We start from the raw sequence: 21,288 nt of genomic DNA, 5'->3' as shown, positions 1-21,288 counted from the left end.
GAACCTCCTTAGAGTAAATTTGTCCGTAGCGCGACAGAACGTAACGGACCATAATGACCTTATTTGCCCATTTTTCGGCTATTTCCCGCTGTAACGGACTCCAGGGACCTTATTGGGCTCTCACGGCGGCCATTTCGCCGCTCTTGACCAAAATAAGGTCTCCTCGGTCCGTTAGAATTGGAAACTACCCAAAAGTAGGCCAATAGCGTTTCTGATGTCCGTTAGCTTGCTGGACGCTACACGAGCAATTAAATGTTTCCGCAGGAAACATGCACCAGAAGCATCCTAACGGAGCTCCAGCAGCGGCTCGCGGTACAGCACCTGCCGCTTGGCGGTGACTTCGACAGTATTAAATGCGTTCATATTTGTGATAATGATCGGCGTGGTCAGTTCCAAGCCCGCTTCCCGGATCGCTTCAGGATCGAATTCCAGCAGCAAATCCCCTTCGCGGACCTGCTGATTTTCGGCGACTTTTACCTCGAATGGCGCTCCTTTTAATTTCACAGTGTTTAATCCCACATGGATCAGCAGCTCAAAGCCATCCTCCGCCGTGATGCCGATGGCATGCTTGCTTTTGGCGATCGAGGTGATAGTACCGGATACCGGGGCATAGATCTTACCTTCCTCGGGGAGGATGGCTACCCCGTCTCCCATCGCTCCAGACGAGAAGACCTGATCGGACACCTCTTGAAGCGGGATGATTTGGCCGCTGACCGGTGCGGATACGCCGGAAACATCACTTGCTGCCATCGGCACCGCCGGGCTTGGGTTATTGTTATTTTTTCCAGCCTCCGCCGCGCTCTTGGACTTGTCTTCATCGATCTGCTCTTCAAAGCCCAAAATATAAGTCAGCACCGCCGTGATGACAAAAGATGCCGTAATGCCGATCAGGAAATACACGAACGTATCCGTCGCAAAAGCGGGCAGCGTGGTCACCGCCGGGAAAACATAGGCCAGCACGGTCGTATGGAACGCGCCGATGATCGCCCCGCCGATGACGCCGCCGATGATTTGCGCGATCAAAGGCCGCTTGAGCTTAACGGAGATTCCGTAAACGATCGGCTCCGTTACCCCGGCCAGGATCGACGGCATCAGCGCCGATAAGGCGTACGCCTTCAGCTTTTTGTCTTTGGCCTTGAGGAATACCCCCAACGCCGCGCCAGAAGAAGCGAAGGTGGCTGCCGCGGACGGCGGCTTGATCGTATCGAAGCCATGGAGGCTGAGATTGTTCAGCATGGCCGGGACAATTCCCCAATGCAGACCGAACATGACGAGGAGCGTCCAGCCGCCTCCGATCAGGGCGCCCATGACCAATCCGCTGGAGTTGCTCAGATAGTTAATGCCGGAAGCGATGCCGTTCCCCAGATAGACGCCTACCGGACCAATCGCCGCGGCAGCCAAGGGCACCATGATCAGCAGCGACACTAATGGTACGGCAAACATCTGGATGTTGGCCGGGATGATTTTTTTCAGATACCGTTCCATATGGGAATAAACCCAGATTGTCAACATGGCCGGAATCAGTGTACCGGTGTAGGACATCAGCACGACCGGAATGTTGAGGAAGCGGGTGACATCCCCGATGTTCTCCATAAGTCCGGTAAAATTCGGCTCCAGCAAAGCGCCCATAATGGTCAGGGACACAAACATATTTGCGCCGAAGTAGCGGGCCGTGGAAATCGCCAGCAGCAACGGCAGGAAATAAAACACACTGTTGCCGGCGGCGGCCAAAATTTTGTAAGTGCTGCTATCCTGCGCCAAGATCCCCAAGGTCGTGCTGAGAATGACAAGCACCGCTTTCAGCATTCCCGCGCCGGCCAAGGCGGGGACGATCGGCGTCATGATGCCGGACATCGTGTTGAAGAAGCGGGTGACGAGATTGCCTGTTTTTTCGCTCTTGGCATCCTCTTTGGCTTCTCCCGCCGGCTTGATGTCATGGTTCGCGATAATCTCTTTGTAAACGGCATTCACATCATTCCCAATCACGACCTGAAGCTGTCCATTCCCTTGAACCACCGTAATGACTCCATCCAACCGCTCCAGTTGCTGCTTATCCGCCTTGCCGAAATCCTTCAGCTTGAACCGCAGCCGTGTCATGCAATGATACAGCTCGGTAACGTTTTTCTCCCCGCCCACGTGCTCCACGATGCGGTTGGAGAGCTCCGAAAACTTGCCCATCGTTCATCCCCCTTAACATTCATTGTTGTCTTTGGAAGTGCCCCGGAAAACACAAAAAGACCTAAATCGTAAGAGTCCCCGGAATACACGTACGTATCCCAAGCTCTACAATTTAGGTCTTGCCTGCATCACCAGTAACAATCCCGTATTCGGTTAAGTTCTTGCACCATCAAGTTAGCATAGAATCATTTTCATGTCAACGCTTTCTTTTTTGTTCCTTTTTTCGCCTCTTGTAAGTTCGTCATAGATTGGGATAAGATAGCCTTACATTTTGGAGGTTAACTATGAAAATCATTCACTTCTTCTTGCAAATTGCCGTACTCACTGGATTTTACGGTGCGGGAGTGCTGCTTCAGACGCTCAGCAAGGCTCCGATTCCCGGAAGCATCTTTGGACTTGTGCTGTTGTTTCTCGCACTGAAGCTGCGGATCGTTCCCGCCGGATGGCTGGAACATGGAGCCACTTTTATGCAAAAATACATTCCCTTATTCCTGGTGCCGGCGACGGTTGGCGTCATGGATTATTTTCACGTGTTCACCGGAGGCGGACAATGGCTGATTGCGATTGTCGTGCTCAGCACGCTGCTGACCATGATTCTGGCCGGAGCGGTTGCACAGGTGGCGGGCAAGCTCACAGCAAAAAACAAGGAGGCGGCGGCATGCGCGAAATCCTTTTCGAAGCAGGCGTAGCCTTAGGGATCGTCCTGTTGTTCCTGCTGATGAGCGCCCTGTACCGCCGGCTGAAATGGGCCATCCTCGTCCCGACCTTGACCTGCTCGGCGCTTGTGATCGCCTTATTGATGGAGACGGGAACTTCCTATGAAACGTTCATGAGAGGCGGACAGTGGCTGCAATACTGCCTCGGCCCCGCCGTAGTGGCGCTCGCCTATCCGATGTACAAGCAGCTTGACGCGTTGCTTAAAGAATGGAAAGCCGTGCTCGCCGGAGCAGTCGTAGGTATCGCGGCCGGGATGATCAGCGGAATCTGGTTTGCTTTATGGCTGGGATATCCCCGGGAACTGCTGATCTCGCTTCTGCCCAAATCGATTACAACACCGGTAGCGATGGAAATCTCCGCGAGCTTGGGGGGCAATGCGCCGATTACCTCCGCTTTTGTGATGATTGCCGGAATTACCGGCGTTGTGCTGGGTCCCATCATCTTCAAATGCTGCGGGATCACCAGCGACATCGGGCGGGGGATCGGCTTCGGTGCCGCTTCCCATGCGCTCGGAACGAGCAAAGCCGCGGAATTCGGCCCGGTCGTCGTGTCCACCAGCACCGTGGCCCTGACCCTAAGCGCCGTATGCGGCTCCGTGCTGGCACCGGTGGTTGTGTGGCTGATGTTGTGAACGGGGGCGGACGGAAATTATCGTAAGTAACTTAATCAGCAAATTGGTGTGGTCGCCGCCGCCTGGACGCAAAATTGGCCTGGTCGCCGCCGCCCGTGTGCAAAGCAAATTGCTGCAAACCTTGACGGACCGGTAAGCTACGGCCAGATGTCTAGGGTCAAAACCGAACAGCTACTTGTCAGAGGCGACGATAGGCGGAAAACGGAAGGCGAAAAGTCTAACGGTTGTCAGCGCGCTAATTGGGCAAAAACGGGTAACTGCAAAATGTAACGGTTGCCAGAGAGCTTATTTGCCGTTTTTTCGTTAGTAACGGGGCTATTTCGCCCAAATAAGCGCGATCACAACCGTTAGAAAAGAAACCTCTGCTTTTTCGGCAAAATAAGCGCAGGTGGCAACCGTTAGCGGAGAAATGTTCCGGACAGATCGATCACTGGTGGCAATCTCATTAAAATAAAGGAAAAAAACGTCGTTATTCCAGCGATATCCGTTTATTTGAGAGAAATAGAACCAATTTATGTCGCTATTTTCCCCCGCCGCAAGGATATCCCCACGTTCTGGACCATTCATAGGAAAATAAGTACATAAAATGTCGCTAATGGGAATGAACATACCTGGATCCGGATAATAAGAACATAAAGTGCCGCTATTTTGTAGGCTGACGGTCAGCCGACGGCCAGTTCTAGCTGTAGTTGTTCCGGCAGCCAGTTGTCACGCACCGATTTATAGGTTATGCCCTAGAATAACGGTAGTTTTTTACAACCTCCCCCCTTAATCGACCCGATCATCACGCCTTTCTCGAAGTATTTCCGGATAAACGGATAGATGATCAGGATCGGCAGGGTGGATATGATGATGACGCCGTATTTGATCTGGTCGGCATACCGTTGGGCGTACCCGCCGGCGTCGCCGCCGGTGCCGCCCTCAATGAAAGCGTTGACATGATATTCCAACTGTTTTATACTCGATTTAATCTTACTTAGGATTGTTACTGATCGGCAGGCAAAACCTAAGAAATGATATGTTGGCATCGACATATTATTTTTCTTAGGTTTTTTTGTGTCCGGCCAATTGACGAACTAGGGGGGGGAACTTATTGGAACATAAATATGAACTGGTGCAGACGGATACCTCGTTTCCGCTAAAAATCATCGTCCATTCTTCGAATGAACCTGCAAACATTTCGGCGCATTGGCACGATAGCGTAGAGATCTCCTATGTGTTGTCGGGTATGATTGACCATATTTATGTTGATGGCGCTAATTATCGCTCCCAAGCAGGGGATATTGTGCTGATCAATTCCAATGCCATCCATTCCTTTTCCCTGAGAAAAGCGGAGGGTATGCAGAGAAAAGCGCTTACGGTGCTGATTCCTTATGAATTTATCAAAGAAAATTATCCCGGCAATGGTTTGATTTCATTTGATTGTATATCTATTTTGGAAGCAAATGAACAGCGTTTGCGGCATTTTGCCGAACTGCGCAAATTGCTGAACGACTTGGCGGCGGCTTACCTGAAGCGAGATCAAGACCTGTTTGCTCCTGTCCATTTAACCGCATTATCCTACAAGCTTGTGTATATTTTATTGAAGTATTTTAAAAAAACCAATGAGCGTGCCCCTGTTATAGATTCCCATAAGTATTCGGAGCGGCTGTCATTCATTATGGATTATATTAAAGCCAATTATGACCAAAGTTTGTCTCTACATGGTATTGCTGAGGTTTCCGGATTATCTTCCGAGTATTTAGCCCGTTTTTTTGTCAGGCATACGGGGTTGACCTTGTTCCAATATATTAATGCCATCCGTTTGGAGCGAGCATTTCGCGATTTGATGAGTACGGATCGGCCTGTCATTCAAATTGCTCTTCATCATGGGTTTCCGAATGAGAAATCTTTTACCCGAGTGTTTAGGCAGGTTTTTCAAACCACACCGCATCAATATCGAAAAGAGAACAATACACACGCGAAGTCGGACGTCAGTAAATGACCCCAAATTGGTTAATAAAAGCCAGGCAGGAGGTGAAATGAATCATTAGAATAATATGTAAGCGTTTCAACAACTAGTGTGGGAGGTATTATGATGATAACAAGCTTCAAAAAAGCGGCCAGAACAACGGCATTGCTGGCGCTGGCCGTCACGACAACCCTTACCTTCAGCTCGGGGGCGTGGGCCAAGGAGACAAGCGCCGCCGCCCCCTCTTATCGGACGGTTGTAGAGATCGAGGATTTTGGCGCGCAAATTACGAAAATCATTGTTGATCTGGGTAAATCAATACCCCAAAACACGGTAACCAAGGATACCTTTACGGTACATGTGGAAAGAAGCGACAGCCGGTTGGACGATCCTTTGATTGCGGAAGGCGACCGGAAGGTAACCAAGGCTTATGTGGCGGATCAAAACGGCACTCCTGCCAAAGAAACCGGAAGATATGCGGTCCTGGAAATGGAGATCGGTCCCGAAATAAAACTAAGCCCTGCCATAAATTATGTTGATGTAAACGCATGGAATGACAACAGATACACCGTTACTCAGCAAAAGGACATTACCACCAAATCCGGGGTGATCTCCGGCCTGGTTATCAACAACTCCGCAGGAGAGATCAGAGAGCTGGTGGATGAGTTTCATACGGGGAAAGCCACTTATGAAGGGATTACGTTAACGTATGCGGACTATGCGCCGGCAAAAGATAAAAAGAAAAATCCGCTGGTGATTTGGCTGCACGGCATGGGGGAAGGGGGCACCGACCCGACGATTGCCATCGCTGGAAATAAAGCGGTGAATTTTGCCTCCAAGGACATTCAATCCTATTTTGGCGGCGCATATGTATTGGCTCCTCAGACACCAACCTATTGGATGGATGGTTTTAAAGACTTTGGGGATGGGACCTCGAAATATGAAAAAGCTTTGATGTCCTTGATCCGCGACTATGTTGCCAAAAACAAGGATATCGATCCCAAGCGGATTTACATTGGCGGAGATTCCAACGGCGGTTATATGACCATGTTGATGATCCGTGATTATAAAGACGATTTTGCCGCGGCATTTGTGGCCTGTGAAGCCTTAAAAGACAGTCTGATTACCGATAAACAAATCAAAGCGATGAAGGACTTGCCGATCTGGTTTGTTGCCGCCAAAACGGATACCGTGGTTCCTCCCATCGATTATACCGTTTCAACGTATGCCCGATTGGTGAATGCCGGGGCAAAGGACGTCCATATGTCTTTATTCAACAATGTATCGGACACCTCCGGCTTGTACAAAAAAAGCGACGGAACACCTTATGAATACAATGGTCACTGGTCCTGGATTTATGTGTACAACAACGAGGTCTCCAAGGTGATCAACGGAAAGAACACAACGTTAATGGAGTGGCTGGCTTCTAAGTCAAAAAAATAAGAAAAACGCCGCCGCTGGTCCGTTACGTTGGATGTGCGGGAGGGATGGGTATGGGGTTCTACCCCATACCCATCCCTTTTCGGTTCAACTACGAGAGTACTTCCCCTACTATCATGACCCGAAGCACCGTGTACTTCGGCTCTTTCTAAATCACGATCAATTCAAGCAGCAGCCGGGCTTCGGCTCGCTTCGGGGACGCCAGGCCAACCCGACGGCAATTCACCGGCGGCGGACTTCGCGACAGACAGGAGGCTAGGCTATGCCAAAGCCCATGAAATGCAAAAGTGCAGGCGATTTTCGCCCGAATGCCCCGAAAACGGCTCGTCAAATGCAAAAATGCAGTCTACGAGCCTCTTTTTAATCGGATAGCCCCTAAAGAGATGCACTTTTGCATTTGAATCGCCCAAAACCGTCATTTTAAGGAAAATCAAATGCAGTTTTGCATTCTATATCACTAGCGTCGCATTCACTTTTGCTCAAGAAGTCCCGCAACATGCTACCCCGTAACTGGTACTCGGAACTGGTACCCGGAACTGCTACCTCGGACTGCTACTCGGATCTGGTACCCGAAACTCTAACGGTTGTATTAGCGGCTATTTTCCAAAAAAAGCCCTTGTCCAAATTCTAACGGTTGTGACAGCCGTTATTTGCCTGAATCTAAGCAAAATAGCCGGATTTCAGGGAAATAAGCGCCAGGGCAACCGTTAGATTTTGAAACCAACGTTTTGGGAACAAATAGCGCTTGTGGCATCCGTTAGAAAATTTGTGTGGCTAGAAAGTGTATCTTGTCAGATTAGAAAGAAATGCTCCCTCAGCGGCAAAGCTCGGAAATGTATTCAGCGTCCCGGCCGACCCCGCCGATCAGCGCCGAACCTCGGCGATACTGCCACGGCAGCCCCAGGAAGTACAGACCTCGGACAGGCGAAACGCCGCGATGATGAAACGGTTTTCCCTGGTCGTCCAGCACGCGCGAAATTCGAATCCAGCCGTAAGCCGGCCTGAAGCCGGTGGCCCATATCACGTTTTGGACGGTGAGCTTGCTGCGGTCCTGAAACGTAAATTCGTGACCATGCGCGCTTTCGGTCTTGGGTTTGAGCTTGATTTTGCCCTGCCTGATCAGCGCTTTTAATTCATACCCGAAGATCGGGTCGCCTTGACGGCTCAAGAATCGGCCCGGCTTGCCGTCGACACTGGCTTTCAGCACGCCGAGCTTGTCTCCCCACCAAAAGATGCTTTTCCCGAAAAATCGGAGCGGGAGGAACTTCATCTTATGTCCCGCGGAAAGATATACATCCCGTTCCCCGGCCAGCTCCGCCGCAATTTGCGCGCCGGAATTTCCCGCGCCGACAACCAATACCGCCCCATCTTTTAAGGATGAAGGATTCAAATATTGCGAAGTATGGACTTGGTGGACATCGCTCGCCAGTGCCTCCCGGAATTCAGGAACAAACGGCTTATGAAAAGGTCCGGTAGCTACAATGACATTGCTCGCCAAATACTCCCCTGTGCGGGTTTGAGCCTTAAATTTCCCTTGCTCTTTAGTAAGGGAGAAGACCTCCGTGTCCAATTGGACAGGCAAATCGAAGTGGGCTGCATACCGCTCCAAATAGTCCGCGATTTCATCTTTGGCCGCATACCCGTTTGGATCCCCCGTGAGAGGAAGCCCCGGCAAAGAACTGTGCGATCTCGGAGTAAAAAGAACCAGGGAATCATAGCGGTTCCTCCATACGTCTCCAATTCTTTTTTCCTGGCCGATGATCTGAAAATCCGCATTCTTTTTCTTCAAATAGTACCCTGCGGCCAAGCCCGCCTGGCTTGCCCCGATGATGAGCACGTCCGTTTTTGTTGTTGGCATCGGTGTCCCTTCCCCTACACTTTCATGACTTCATGATGAATCTCCGCCGTTTCGATCTGAATGGTGGTGTGCTGGATTTTGAATTTCTCCTGAATCAAGCGGATGGCTTGCTGGAGAATTCGTTGATTATCCTGATTATCTTGGATCAATATATGGCAGCTCAGCGAATCCAACCCGGAAGTGATCGTCCAAATGTGCAGATCATGCACGTCCACTACGCCTTCAATACGCTCCAGCGTCTCTTTGACCTCCGCCTGGTTGACGGTGACCGGAGTTCCCTCCATGAGAATATGAACGGTATGTTTGATCACGCCCCAAGCGCCTTTTAGGATCAGGAGGGCAACCAGCACGCTAATGATCGGGTCCGCGATATACCAGCCGAAGATCATCATGATCAAACCGGCCACGATCGCGCCCACCGAACCCAAAGCATCGCCGAGAACGTGAAGGTACGCGCTGCGCAGGTTGATGTTGTTTTTTACGTCGCCTTTTCTCATGAGTGACCATGCGCTGAGTATATTCGCGAGCAGACCGATGCAGGCGATCAGCATCATCGAGCCGCTGGCCACCGTGCGGGGTTCCAGAAGCCGCTCATAAGCTTCCCAGAGGATAAAGCCGGCAACGACAAACAAGGTGATTCCGTTAAACAGCGCCGCCAAAATCTCGAAGCGGTAGAAGCCGTACGTTTTGTTGGGCGAAGCCGGTTTGGCCGCAAACCAGACGGCAACCAGGCTTAGGACGAGCGAGCTGGCATCGTTCAGCATATGTCCGCTGTCCGACAAAAGCGCGAGACTGCCCGTGACCAGCCCGCCGAAAAATTCCAAAAACATAATGCCAACAGTGATGATTAAAGCGATGGTCAGACCCTTTTTATTGCCGCTCGGATCAAAATGATGGTGGTGACCGTGGCCGTGATGGCCGTGATCGTGGCTATGATCGTGACCGTGGCTATGGTCGTGATCGTGGTGTTTAGTCGTGTGCTCATGCCCGCGATCGTGATCATGTCCATGTTCGTGTTCGTGTTCGTGTTCGTCGTGATTGTGACCGTGTTTGTTATTCATTTCAAAAACCTCCTGTGCGGGTTTAACGTAGTTGAAGGCTGAAGCGATCTTTGGATCTTTAGCAGTTATGGCGAATTCCGCTCAAGCTATGTAATATTTATTATATGAGCATATGCTCATATATGAATTATTAACTAATCCTTTGCTTTTGTCAAGGTATAGCATGAAAAAAAGGTCCGCTGCACCAGCAAATAGAAATTCCATATAACAAGCGGGCTCGTCTATAGAATATCGGAGAATTATTGCTTCGAACACAACAATCTTGCTATATAGTATATGGTAGAGCATGGTATCTCGAGGAGAAAAGGGGGAAGCCCTGATGAAACCAACGGAAGAAAGGCTGCTTCCGCAGTTGGTGATGCGCAGGAGCGTTTTGTCCGATCTGCCGGACCTGACGGACAACCCGCTGCCGCCCGGTTTCCATTTAAGAAGCTACGAGGCGGGCGATGACGCGGCTTGGGAGTCGCTCATCCGCCGGGCCTTCGGCTGGGAAAGAAGCTTTCAGCGGGAGATTGCCGGACATGATTGCTTTAAGCCCGAGCGGGTGCTGTTTATTTGCGACGGGTCCGCGCCGGTCGCTACCGCCTGTGCCTGGTACGAGCCCGAGTGGGGAGCGGACAGCGGTTATCTGCACATGGTTGCCGTGGACCCCGGTTATGCCGGGATGGGGCTGGGCTATGCGGCAAGCCTGGCGGCGCTGCGGCAGATGAACGCGGACGGACGGCGGCAAGCGGTCCTGGAAACGGACGATTTCCGCCTGCCGGCGATCGTCACTTATTTTAAGCTGGGCTTCCTGCCGGAAGTCCGGGAGGAAGCGTTGAAGCAAAGATGGAAACAAGTTTGTCAAACCTTGAAATATCCGTTTGTGCAGGCCGAAACGCGCCCGGGAAATCCGGCGATTCCGAATGAAGACGCGTTGGTGATTCATCCTCGCAGTCGTGTTTACGGCGTCATTGACGGCGTATCCGCCATCGACGCCTATCGCGGCGAATCGGAGCAAAGCGGCGGTTACATCGCCTCCAGGCTGCTCGCATCGGAGCTGCTTGCCGCCGATCCGCGTGCGGATCTCAGAGAAACGGTGCTGCGGGCCAATTCCCTGCTGCTTGAACGGATGCGGGAGGCCGGGGTTGAGACTGCAAACGCCGCGGCGAGATGGGGAGCCGTCTTTGCCGTGGTGAAGGTCCATAGCGCCTATTTTGAATTTGTGCAAAGCGGCGACTGCATGCTTCTCGTCCGCTACCGGGATGGAAGTGTCCGCACCGTCACCCGGAATCAAGTCGCCGGCTTGGATCTGGAGACTTTACACGCAAAGCTGGAGCTTGAGGAAGCGGGGACCTGGACCAAGGCGGAAATCAGCCAAATGCTGCGTCCGCATGCCGAGACCAACCGCCAAAAAGCCAACACCCTGGAAGGGTATTCGGTCATGAACGGTGATCCCGCGCTGGAGTCTTTTATGGAATCCGGTCGTATTTCGCTGGCAGGGGTCCTGAAAATTTACCTGCTGTCCGACGGCATGTATCATTTCATCGAGAACGTCCCGGACCCGGAGAAATGGCGGAAATGGGCCGATCGGTTGGATGAGCTGGGCATCGGACCGTACATGGACGATCTCTGCGTCCAGGAAGCACTGGACTCCTCCTGCGAGCGTCACCCCCGGCATAAAGTGTCAGACGACAAGTCGGCGGTTATTTTGGAAATCGTCTAAACCTCAACTTTCGCAGATCCATGGCTGGAATTGGCGCTAAATCGGAGCGATAGTTGCAAAAAATACATTTATTGATCCGGGAATGCTGCCACGGTGCTTGATTAAGTGCAAAACATGCAATTATTTCGCTTTCTTTTGAGAGTAAAGTAAAGAGACGGGGGTATAATTGCATGAAATGCACTTAAATCGAATGATTGGGTACATGGATAGAAAGTTAGTTGTATGATTTGCAGCTAATATTCAGAGCCAGTTACTCACTGTAATGGTTGTCGACGAATGTGTTATACTGCACCGATATAAAATAGGTGATTTCAGGCGCATATAAATACAGATTCAACGCTTCCGGCGCATAGGGGCCGGCCTCGACATGAAACTTGCCTTCACTGTCAAAGGTGACATTCACATCTTCAATATGCATGGATTTGATGTCTCTTTTCTCCTGAACCTTCAGCATCATACTTTGCCCGGCAAATTCCTTGAATTTGCCTTCTAAAACCAGCTTGCGGTCTTCGCGATACTCCGTGAACAAGCTCCGGTCTTCCAGTTCGGCAGGCTTCACGTACAATTTTCTCAGCGGCAGCTTGGGCAGAGAAGCCGCCGGGGTCTCATTCACCGGACGGCCGCGAAGCTCGCCCAGCGTTTGCCGTAAATGCTGCAAAATTTGCAGGGTTTGGCCCCGCGTCAGTTGCCTTGCGCCTTCAAACCCCGGTATGGACAATTCCGTAACGCCTTGCATGTAGTCTTTGGCCAAAACATACTTGATCGCATTGGAACCTTTCGTGTTTACGCCATCCGCCGCCGCGACGATCTCCGCAACCTGCTTGCGGGTCACCGGATTGCTGCGGGCGGCCGCGTTCGCGATGCCAGCGAGCGGGTAATTGCGGCTTTTTGCGATCGCATAAGCGGCATCTGACCAATGGGTGGCTTTGGCCGGCCGGTACGCGTCAATATTCACGCTGTACGTTTTAAGCAGCATCGTCCAAAATTCCGCTTCGCTGACCGTCTCATCGGGATGAAGCAGCCCGTCTTTCGCCGGGGAAATAATGCCACCCTTTAGCCCCCATTCCAGGCTGGCCTGCAGAGAGTGGCCGGAGATGTCGGAAGGCAAATTCGCCGCGGCTGCGCTGTACGTTTTGGTCTTCCATTTCGGGTAAACTTTTACGCTGATCCCTGTGTTTGTTCCATCCAAGGTTGCTTTTACCGTATAATCGCCGGCTTTTAGCCCGGTCAAAACGCCATCCGCGGAAATTTGCAGCCCCTTGGGATTGCTGCTCACGAAAGTGATACCGCTCTCTACCCCCTCCGATCTCCCGTCACTGAATATAGCATGGAAACTTAACCGGTGCGGACCGCCTTCATTCAGCGTGATTTCGCCGAACACCGGGTCAAGGGCAACCAAGGCAGGCCCTTTTCCGGTCGTAAAAGACCAGGTTTTGGTTTGATTCCCCGAGGATGCCTCGGTCCGGTAGTTCAAAGTTACCGTATATGTATGATTCCCTTTTAAAACCTTCTTGGGGAACAAAAACAAAGTTCTCGCGTACAGTTCATCAAAATAAGCAACTTTTTCTCCGTCCTCATCCTTGATCTCGGCTTCGTAAGAAGTTATCTTCGTTTCCGTGGTCGCGGATATGATGTAACCTGAGTACTCCACGCCAAACTGATCAAGCGGGTTCGGAATTTCATTACCATAGAATCCCGCCGGGACTCCGGTCTGCCCGTCATAGGGGTAAACGGATATGCCGCCGGGATTGGTGGAAGCGAAGATCGATCCCCCCACGTCACCCACGGCCGTCCCATCCACCAAACCGATGCCGATTTCACTAAATTGCGGACTTAAAATAATATCCCGATGGTAAGCCGAATTGAGCCAGCCCTGGACCGCGGAGGTGCTGCTGTTTTGCTTAAAATGCATGACCTCGCCAAAAGCGCTGCCCCCAGAACTCCACCCTGCGGCCCGAATTCTTTCCGTCACGGAGGCTCCGGTAAAACCCTCGTTCCCTTCTTTCTCCGAGTGAGCGTCTATGCCGGGATGATCCTCCTTATTCGCATTATAGTATTTGGCGTGGGCTTCCGCCGCTTGCGTAATTACCGGATTGAGCGTTACCGGCTGAACCCCTATCTTGGCGCGCACCTCATTGAGAAAATCCAAGGCCTCCAATTGGTCCCTCGTATATCCCGATTCCCCGCGATCCGCCGCATACGCGTGCGGCGCCGCGCCAAAAGCTCCCCCTCCAAACCATCCCGTCAGCAATAACAAAAGAGCCCCCGCGCCCGCAATCACACTCCTCCCGCGTTTACGAGCGGCAAACGGGCCCTTCCTGTTGTCCAATCTCATGCCATAACCCCCTTTTTGTCAGGAATTGAATTCGACAAAGTTAGGCGCTTTCCTGCAAAACTATAAAACCTGCAATTACTCCGCTATCTTTTGAAAGAAAGGCAAAAAGACGGAAGAATAGTTGTACGAAATGCAATTAAACGCGTGGTTGGGTGGATAAATATAAAGTTAATTGTATGATTTGCAATTAATGGTATGAGCAAACAACCGCCGGCTTTTTGGGCCTGGCGGCTGTTTGTTCCTCTGCTTCTTATTTCACCTCGTTCAAGCGCTCTTCCAGACGGTCCCAGGTTTCGGTGACGCCCTGCAGCATCCCCATGTCGATGACGGTCTTGAGGGCTTCCGCCGATACGTATTCACTGCGGTTGACCAGTTTCGTCTGGCCGCCAAGATCGATGAATTCCATCGCGACCACGGTTGCCGGCAGCTCCTCGTTCACATTGCCTTCGGCATCCGAGAAGTAATCGGTGTAGACGAAACTTTCCGGCTCGTTGATTTCTTTATATACGCCTTTACCCCAGGATTCCATGCCGTAAAAATCGCCTTGATTCCGATCCATACACTTCATGCAGTAATGCCAAACGCCGCCCGGCCGGAAATCGATGTTGCAGACCGTAACCTCCCAGCCCCTCGGTCCCCACCAGTGCTTCAAATGCTCCGCCTCTTTAAACATCTCGAACACCAGCTCGCGCGGTGCGTTGAAAACGCGCTCCAGCACCAATACCTTATCATTCTCTACTCTCGACACCATTGCCTGATTTGCCATTGTAACATCCTCCTAATTTGATTTTTTATGATTTTTCCTTATTTTGCCGTTCCCTCAAATAGCTATCCAGATTGTCGAACCTGTCTTCCATAACGCGCTGGAAGGATTGCACCCAAGCATCCAGCGCTTGGAAGGGCTCGGGCCGGAGCTTGTAGATCCGGCGATTGCCTTCAGCCTTCATTTCCAATATTCCGCCTTCGCTAAGTATCTTCAAATGCTTCGAGGTTTGGGGCTGACGAAGTCCCAGCCGGCCGGCGATTTCACCCACAGTCAGGGGACCTGCGCGCAAAAGTTCGACAATAGCCAAACGGTTTGGTTCGGCTAAAATGCCCATCATCATCGACTTGTCCATGCCCGGATTGTTTTTCCTTGACATGCCGTTCACCTCATCAAGGGATACTTACTTGATATCGCCTCACCCCTTTATCGTCAAAGTTTTCTTTCGGTGGTTTAAATATACACTATTAGGAATATTCCTGTAAAGGAATATTTAAAAAAATTTGAGTACCTCGGCCCTTTCCAATCTGTAGTCTACATCCAGCAGACGTTGCTCTAACGGACACCAGCGACCTTATCCGCCCATTTCCCGGGTATTTCCCAGCCTAACGGACACACAGGACCCTATTTCGCTCCAAACCAGTTCATCCAGGCCGATTCGAGGTAAATAAGGTCGTCCGTGTCCGTTACATTTTGCAATCCTCCGTTTTTCCGCAAATAACGGCTCTGGTGTCCCTTAGCCCCCAAGTCCCCCTCTTCTCACCCCTCTCTACCTGCGCAGCGCCCTCTACCATGTCCGAAAAATGAAAAGAGCCCAATCCTAAGGATTAGGCCCTTTATCCATCTCGACGCTGAGGTCGAGTTTATTTCCCGCATCATGCTTCTCATTCTCCATATAATAGTCCTGCAATTCATCTTCGGTTGTCCCCTCCGCCAACGGTACCTGGTTACGGTAGGCTGACCGGCAGAGCACATGGGCGGCCACCGGGGCGGTCAAGAATACAAAGAAGATTCCCAAGATGAGGCGGATGCTGAAATAGCCGTCGGTAATAATGAAATACAGCAAGGTGCCGACGAGCGCGCAAAGCACGCCAAGGGTAGAACTTTTAGATGCAGCATGAGACCTGGTATACACATCGGGCAAGCGGACAATGCCAATCGCGCTGATCAAGCTGACCACTGCCCCGAATAGAATAAGGACCGCTCCGACGACTTCACCGCTTCCGCTCAATGACAACACCTCTTTCTATAAATCGGGCGAAAGCGACAGTGCCTATAAACGACAAGATCCCGATCAGCAAAATAAGATCAAAAAAGGCATGGGTGTGCATTAATACGGAGAACACGCCGATACTGGCAATGAGATTAATCCCGATGGAATCCAAGGCTTGAACGCGATCCGCACCGGACGGGCCCTTTACCACCCGATATAAATTGGCCAGAATCGCCAGCATTAAGATACATAAGGCTACGACCATCATTGTCTCGAAGATCATTTTCTTGTCACATCCTTTATCGCTTTTTCAAACACGGATTTTGACTTTAAGACGGCCTCTTTGGACTCCGGCATATTCAGCCCGTGAATGTACAGCACCTTGGAATCGGAGCTCAGCTCCATCACGACCGAGCCTGGCGTCAGGCAAATCAGCAAGGAGAGGAGCGTAATTTCCAAATCCCCCTCCAAATCCGTCTCTACCTTGAAAATTCCCGGCTTTACATCAAGTTTGGGACGAAGAACATGCTTCACGACCATCATCGAAGAAATAATCAACTCATTGATAAACAGCACAAACAGCTTGCCGATCGCAGCCAGCGTAAACACATAAAACGGGCTTTTAAAGAACCGGCGCATGCACAGTAAAATAAACATTCCGACAAAGTAACCGCTGATAAAGTTCAATACGCTCACTTCATCCTGCAGAAACATCCATAAGCAAGCGATAAATATGTTGAGAAGCACCTGAACGGGCATGGCTGTCTCCCCCTTTATTCAAACACGGCGTCAATATACAGATTTGGATTCAGCAATTCCTCGGCAGCTTGGGCCACATAACCTGCAAGCCCTTCGGCGCCGATCCCCAAGGCAAGACTGGCAATAGTCAAAAGAGCAATCGGCAACAGCAAGCCCTTCGCCGTCCCCTTTTCCTCCTCTTCACTTAAGAGCCGATCGCCCCAAAAAGCATTCATGAACATTTTGATCATGGAATATAAAATGCACAAGCTGGCCAGCAGACCGACCGCCCCCAGCCAGAAATAACCGGACGCAAAGGCGCCTTGCGTAATAAATACTTTACCAAGAAAGCCGCTTAACGGCGGAATTCCCACCATGGACAGCGCGGCGATGAAGAACATCCAGCCGAGCTGGGGATGAACACGGATCACCCCACCGGAATCCTTTAGATTACTTGTTCCGGTCAGATGAATAATCGTGCCGCCGATCAAAAAGACAAGTGCCTTGATCACCATATCGTGAATCAAATAATAGATGGAACCCATCATGCCGGTAGGTGTGAACGAGACAAGCCCAAGCATAATAAAGCCGACACTGAGGACCACATTGTAGGTTAATATTTTGCGCAAATCCCAATAACCGATCGCTCCGAGTCCGCCCAGAACCATCGTGGCGGCAGCGAGTATCCCTATAAACAGATGGGTGATCTGCGGCTCATGATAAAAGATCAGCGTGAACATCCGAAAAATCGCATAAATCCCCACCTTGGTGAGCAGAGCCGCAAAGATAGCCGCGATCGCCGTCGGCGGCACACTGTAGGAGCCCGGCAGCCAGAAATAAAGCAGCAGCCCCGCCTTTAAAGCGAAGACAATGAGGAACAGAAACGCAACCGTTGTAATGAGTCCATCCTGGCCGACCTCAGCGATCCGGACCGATAAGTGCGCGAGATTCAATGTGCCCGTGATCGAGTATAAATAAGCTACGCCCATCAGGAAAAAGGCGGATGAAATGATGTTCGTAAAAATATATTTGAGCGACTCGCGCAGCTGCCTTTTGGTGCCGCCCAAGCTGATCATGACATAAGAAGCAAACAGAAACACTTCAAAAAAGACATATAAATTAAACAAGTCCCCCGTTAAAAACGAGCCGTTGACCCCCGTGACCAGAAACAAAAACAGCGGATAAAAGTAAAGTTTCTCCTGTCTTCGGCCGATCGACGGAAAGGCATAGAGCAGACAGCCTGCCGAGACCACCGAGGTGGCGAGCAGCAGCAAAGCGCTGAACATGTCGCCAACGAAGCTGATGCCATACGGCGCTTCCCAACCGCCCAACTGCAGGGTTTGAATCCCGTCATTTCTGATCTGATTCATCAATAGGACGGAGATGACCCCCGTAACCAGCAATGCAGCCAGACTAAGAACCTTTTGAAGCTGAATCTTTTTCTGAAAAATAATGAGCACCATTCCCGTGAGCAGTGGGATGACGACTGGAGTAATTAATAAGTTATTCATCCTCATTTCCCCTTAATTGGTCCATATCATCCGTCCCGTGGCTTTGATAGGCACGGTAACATAAAACTAATACTAGCGCGGTGACCGCAAAATTAATGACGATCGCCGTTAAAATCAAGGCTTGGGGAATCGCATCCGTGAAACCTGCTGTTGTTTTCTCATGCAGAAGGGGAGGCGCTCCGGTTTTTAGACCGCCGGAAGTAATCAGCAATAAATTCACGGCATGGCCAATAATCGATGACCCCAACACAATCCGCAGCAGCCGCCGCGATAAAATCAAATAGGTTCCGACCGATACCAAAATGCCGACGAGGATAACGATTAATGTCTCCATATTAGCGGTCCTCGCTTATCCCCAAAATAATAACGACCGCGGTACCTATCACAGCCAAAGCGACTCCCGTATCGAAAATCATCGCGGAAGCCAGTTCGGTATCCCCGAAAATCGGCAGGTCGACATGCCCGAAGATCTGGAATAGAAACGGTTTGCCGAACACGGCCCCGGCCATCCCCGTTCCGACAGCAATCAACACGCCGATGGCCGCGAGCTTCTTGAAATCGACGCGGATATTTTCCCGCACCTTCTCGATGCCGAAAGAAAGATACAGCAGAACAATCGCCGCCGCCGTGCTCAGCCCCCCGATGAATCCGCCGCCCGGCTGATGATGACCATTCAGAAACAGATAGATCGAAAAGGTAAAAATGATGACAACCGCTACCCGGGTTACACTTTTCAGAATCACATTATTCGGCTTCATCTTGCTCCCTCCTCAAAGCTTTGTGGCGCTGATGGATCAGGATATATACCCCCAATCCGGCAATGGTTAATACGGATATTTCCAGCATCGTATCGAAGCCGCGGAAATCCACCAAGATCGCGTTGACGATATTTTTGGCCCCTGCCAGTTCATAGGCATTTTCAAAAAACGAGGAAATAGACTCGAACAATTTATGACCGTTTGCGGATAACGCCAAAACCGTCACCGTCAGCCCCACAGCCACCGAGATGAGCAGATTCGTTACTTTGAAAGGAATCCGTTCGATGTCCTTCGCAAGCTTTGGCAAATGATAGAAGCACAGCAAGAACAGCACCGTGGTCACGGTCTCCACCACCATTTGGGTCAAGGCCAGATCGGGCGCCCGGAAGATGACAAAAAACATGGAAACCATATAACCTAACGCCCCCAAGGCAACGATAGCCACGATCCGATGGCTGGTTAATAACACGGTTAACGCGGCGATGATCATCCCGATCACAAGCCCGGCATCAAAAACACTAATACTAGCGTTATTGGAGAAATCGAACCGGATCCCGTAGAACAGCAGCAGCGAACCCATGAGCAAAATGGAGAAAAACGCAAAAATGTAGATCAGATAATGCCGCAGCGAACCTGTCATATAGCGGTTTGTCAGCGCGGCCGAGAGCTTTTCCGTACCTCGTAAGGTTTGATTGTATAAATGATTCAGCGTGAGCCGCTGCGGATAATTTCGCACGGCCTTGATCCACCGCTTTGCGGTTTTGAACAGCAAGATGCCGACAGCCACGACCCCGATCGTCATGAGCAGTTCCATGCTCAGTCCATGCCACGCGCTGATTTTCAGATCGTAGGCGGAAACGGACATCATCGGCAAAACCGCGGTTAGTGCGGGGGCAAGAATATATTTGCCCAAAACATTCGGGAAGAAGAAAATGAGGATCACAAGCAAGCCTAATACGAGGGGAGAAAACAGCATCCCATAAGGCGCCTCATGCACTTCTCGCGTCAGCTTTTCCGAGCGGAATCTTCCGCCAAAGGTTTTGAATACGAAAATCATGCAGTAGACGAACGTAAATATGCTGGCCACCCAGGCGATGATCGGGAACGCCATGCCGATGTTGCCCAGACCGAAAATACCGGCATGGGATACTTCCGTTACAGCCCCAAAGAACATTTCTTTGCTTAAAAAACCGTTAAACGGCGGCAACCCCGCCATCGAAAAGGCGCCGATCAAAGCGATCGTAAACGTAATCGGCATCACCTGCATCAACCCGCCCAAATAGCGGATATCCCGTTTGCCTGTCTCGTGGTCAATAATGCCAACGACCATAAACAAGCTTCCTTTAAAGGTGGAGTGATTAAACAGATGGAATAAGGCGGCAAATGTGGCCACCGTAAAGACGGTGCCGCTCTCGCCGGGTCCAAAATAGACCGCTAAAGAACCAACCCCAAGCAGGCTCATGATCATTCCCAACTGGCTGATGGTCGAGTAAGCCAACAACGCCTTCAGATCGGTCTGTTTCAGCGCCGTCAAAGAACCGTAAAGCAGCGTAATGATGCCGATTCCGGCCACAAGCCAGAACCACACGGCACTGCCGCCAAAAATCGGAGTCATCCGGGCCACCAAATAAATGCCGGCTTTGACCATCGTGGCGGAGTGGAGGTAACTGCTCACCGGAGTTGGCGCCTCCATCGCATCCGGGAGCCAAATGCCAAACGGGAATTGCGCCGATTTCGTAAAGGCTCCCAGCAAAATACATAACATGGCGGGAATAAACAAGGCATGGCCTTGGATCATGTCCACATTCGCCATGAGCTCCCGAATGCTGTAGGTATCTCCGATGATAATCAGCATAATAAATCCGGCCAGCATACCGAAGCCGCCAAGGACGGTAATCAATAACGACTTTAAGGCGCCTTGACGGGAGCTCTGGCGCTCGTACCAATAGGAAATCAATAAGAAGGAAGAGACACTGGTCAATTCCCAAAATCCATACAGGACTAATAGGTGATCAGAGAATACCACTCCCAGCATGGCCCCCATAAACATAAGCAAGTAAACGTAGAAGTTATGGAGCGCCTCACGGATTTTGGACATATAAAAAATAGAATAGATAATCACTAAGGTACCGACACCGGAAATGAGCAGGCCAAACAATAAACCAAGCCCATCCACGTACGAGGTAATATTGATGTTTAAGGACGGGATCCAGGACAGTGTGTATTTGTAGGTTTCCCCGGCGGCAACATGGGGTATATATTGTAATAAATAGATAAAGATAGCTAAAGGCACGAGCAGAACGAACCAGCCCGTATGTACTTGACGATTCAAATACTTATACAGAAAGGGAACCGCAAGTGCACTGATCAACGGAAGAAACATGAAGGTAAAAAATGTAGCCAAACGCACCCCTCCTCATATACGAATC

19 protein-coding genes and 1 pseudogene are annotated in these 21,288 nt (G+C 50.8%); 5 read left to right on the top strand and 15 right to left on the bottom strand.

Annotated features, from left to right (window positions below):
* Positions 1–285 precede the first annotated feature (285 nt).
* The gene (locus tag ACLD72_RS26515; RefSeq protein WP_411001422.1) at positions 286–2,178 is read right to left on the bottom strand and encodes a beta-glucoside-specific PTS transporter subunit IIABC; all 1,893 of its coding nucleotides are present in this window, start codon (positions 2,176–2,178) and stop codon (positions 286–288) included.
* Between the two features lie 284 nt (positions 2,179–2,462).
* On the opposite strand from ACLD72_RS26515, the gene ACLD72_RS26510 reads away from it, so the two are divergent.
* Positions 2,463–2,867 (top strand): CidA/LrgA family protein, encoded by a 405-nt coding sequence (locus tag ACLD72_RS26510; RefSeq protein WP_411001423.1) that lies wholly within the window; start codon positions 2,463–2,465, stop codon positions 2,865–2,867.
* Positions 2,837–3,526: an LrgB family protein gene (locus ACLD72_RS26505; protein ID WP_411001424.1), complete on the top strand. Its 690-nt coding sequence runs from the start codon at positions 2,837–2,839 to the stop codon at positions 3,524–3,526. Before ACLD72_RS26510 ends, ACLD72_RS26505 begins: the two co-directional genes overlap by 31 nt.
* A gap of 315 nt (positions 3,527–3,841) precedes the next feature.
* Here ACLD72_RS26505 and ACLD72_RS26500 read toward each other — a convergent pair whose 3' ends face one another.
* Together ACLD72_RS26500 and ACLD72_RS26495 are read right to left on the bottom strand one after the other, a co-directional pair.
* Positions 3,842–4,093, bottom strand: coding sequence for a hypothetical protein (locus ACLD72_RS26500; protein WP_458476236.1), 252 nt, complete (start codon positions 4,091–4,093; stop codon positions 3,842–3,844).
* Between the two features lie 167 nt (positions 4,094–4,260).
* Positions 4,261–4,443, bottom strand: a pseudogene (locus tag ACLD72_RS26495) (hypothetical protein); the annotation flags it as partial.
* A gap of 176 nt (positions 4,444–4,619) precedes the next feature.
* Here ACLD72_RS26495 and ACLD72_RS26490 point away from each other — a divergent pair.
* Together ACLD72_RS26490 and ACLD72_RS26485 are read left to right on the top strand one after the other, a co-directional pair.
* Complete coding sequence (locus ACLD72_RS26490) at positions 4,620–5,510, top strand: helix-turn-helix domain-containing protein (protein ID WP_411001426.1); 891 nt, start codon at positions 4,620–4,622, stop codon at positions 5,508–5,510.
* Positions 5,511–5,603: 93 nt separating this feature from the next.
* On the top strand, positions 5,604–6,920 hold the full coding sequence (locus ACLD72_RS26485; protein ID WP_411001527.1) for a prolyl oligopeptidase family serine peptidase: 1,317 nt from the start codon (positions 5,604–5,606) through the stop codon (positions 6,918–6,920).
* Positions 6,921–7,731: 811 nt separating this feature from the next.
* On the opposite strand, the gene ACLD72_RS26480 is transcribed toward ACLD72_RS26485, so the two are convergent.
* Both ACLD72_RS26480 and ACLD72_RS26475 read right to left on the bottom strand, forming a co-directional pair.
* Positions 7,732–8,775, bottom strand: coding sequence for a flavin-containing monooxygenase (locus tag ACLD72_RS26480; RefSeq protein ID WP_411001427.1), 1,044 nt, complete (start codon positions 8,773–8,775; stop codon positions 7,732–7,734).
* 14 nt (positions 8,776–8,789) lie between these two features.
* Positions 8,790–9,836: a cation diffusion facilitator family transporter gene (locus ACLD72_RS26475; protein WP_411001428.1), complete on the bottom strand. Its 1,047-nt coding sequence runs from the start codon at positions 9,834–9,836 to the stop codon at positions 8,790–8,792.
* Between the two features lie 319 nt (positions 9,837–10,155).
* Here ACLD72_RS26475 and ACLD72_RS26470 point away from each other — a divergent pair, with 319 nt between their 5' ends.
* Positions 10,156–11,541: a GNAT family N-acetyltransferase gene (locus ACLD72_RS26470; protein ID WP_411001429.1), complete on the top strand. Its 1,386-nt coding sequence runs from the start codon at positions 10,156–10,158 to the stop codon at positions 11,539–11,541.
* 250 nt (positions 11,542–11,791) lie between these two features.
* Here the strand turns inward: ACLD72_RS26470 and ACLD72_RS26465 are convergent, their stop codons facing one another.
* From ACLD72_RS26465 to ACLD72_RS26420, 10 genes are all read right to left on the bottom strand, one after another.
* Complete coding sequence (locus ACLD72_RS26465) at positions 11,792–13,876, bottom strand: CAP domain-containing protein (protein WP_411001430.1); 2,085 nt, start codon at positions 13,874–13,876, stop codon at positions 11,792–11,794.
* A gap of 250 nt (positions 13,877–14,126) precedes the next feature.
* Positions 14,127–14,642, bottom strand: coding sequence for an SRPBCC domain-containing protein (locus ACLD72_RS26460; RefSeq protein WP_411001431.1), 516 nt, complete (start codon positions 14,640–14,642; stop codon positions 14,127–14,129).
* Between the two features lie 25 nt (positions 14,643–14,667).
* Positions 14,668–15,018 carry an ArsR/SmtB family transcription factor gene (locus ACLD72_RS26455; RefSeq protein ID WP_411001432.1) on the bottom strand — a complete coding sequence of 117 codons (351 nt, stop codon included), beginning with the start codon at positions 15,016–15,018 and terminating at the stop codon, positions 14,668–14,670.
* A gap of 441 nt (positions 15,019–15,459) precedes the next feature.
* Positions 15,460–15,879 (bottom strand): Na+/H+ antiporter subunit G, encoded by a 420-nt coding sequence (locus ACLD72_RS26450; protein ID WP_458476235.1) that lies wholly within the window; start codon positions 15,877–15,879, stop codon positions 15,460–15,462.
* Positions 15,854–16,135 carry a Na(+)/H(+) antiporter subunit F1 gene (locus tag ACLD72_RS26445; protein ID WP_411001435.1) on the bottom strand — a complete coding sequence of 94 codons (282 nt, stop codon included), beginning with the start codon at positions 16,133–16,135 and terminating at the stop codon, positions 15,854–15,856. The genes ACLD72_RS26450 and ACLD72_RS26445 overlap by 26 nt, the downstream gene beginning before the upstream one ends.
* A complete protein-coding gene (locus tag ACLD72_RS26440; RefSeq protein ID WP_036626890.1) occupies positions 16,132–16,611 on the bottom strand; it encodes a Na+/H+ antiporter subunit E in 480 nt (159 codons plus the stop codon). Before ACLD72_RS26440 ends, ACLD72_RS26445 begins: the two co-directional genes overlap by 4 nt.
* Before the next feature lie 14 nt (positions 16,612–16,625).
* Positions 16,626–18,101 carry a Na+/H+ antiporter subunit D gene (locus ACLD72_RS26435; RefSeq protein ID WP_411001436.1) on the bottom strand — a complete coding sequence of 492 codons (1,476 nt, stop codon included), beginning with the start codon at positions 18,099–18,101 and terminating at the stop codon, positions 16,626–16,628.
* The gene (locus ACLD72_RS26430; RefSeq protein ID WP_251593354.1) at positions 18,094–18,435 is read right to left on the bottom strand and encodes a Na(+)/H(+) antiporter subunit C; all 342 of its coding nucleotides are present in this window, start codon (positions 18,433–18,435) and stop codon (positions 18,094–18,096) included. The genes ACLD72_RS26435 and ACLD72_RS26430 overlap by 8 nt, the downstream gene beginning before the upstream one ends.
* Before the next feature lies 1 nt (position 18,436).
* A complete protein-coding gene (locus ACLD72_RS26425; protein WP_411001437.1) occupies positions 18,437–18,859 on the bottom strand; it encodes a Na(+)/H(+) antiporter subunit B in 423 nt (140 codons plus the stop codon).
* Complete coding sequence (locus ACLD72_RS26420; RefSeq protein WP_458476234.1) at positions 18,846–21,263, bottom strand: Na+/H+ antiporter subunit A; 2,418 nt, start codon at positions 21,261–21,263, stop codon at positions 18,846–18,848. The genes ACLD72_RS26425 and ACLD72_RS26420 overlap by 14 nt, the downstream gene beginning before the upstream one ends.
* Between the last annotated feature and the right edge of the window lie 25 nt (positions 21,264–21,288).

The organism is Paenibacillus lacisediminis (genome assembly GCF_046567315.2).
The sequence above is the reverse complement of the archived record's forward strand: the minus strand, read 5'-3'. Positions and strand labels throughout refer to the sequence as shown.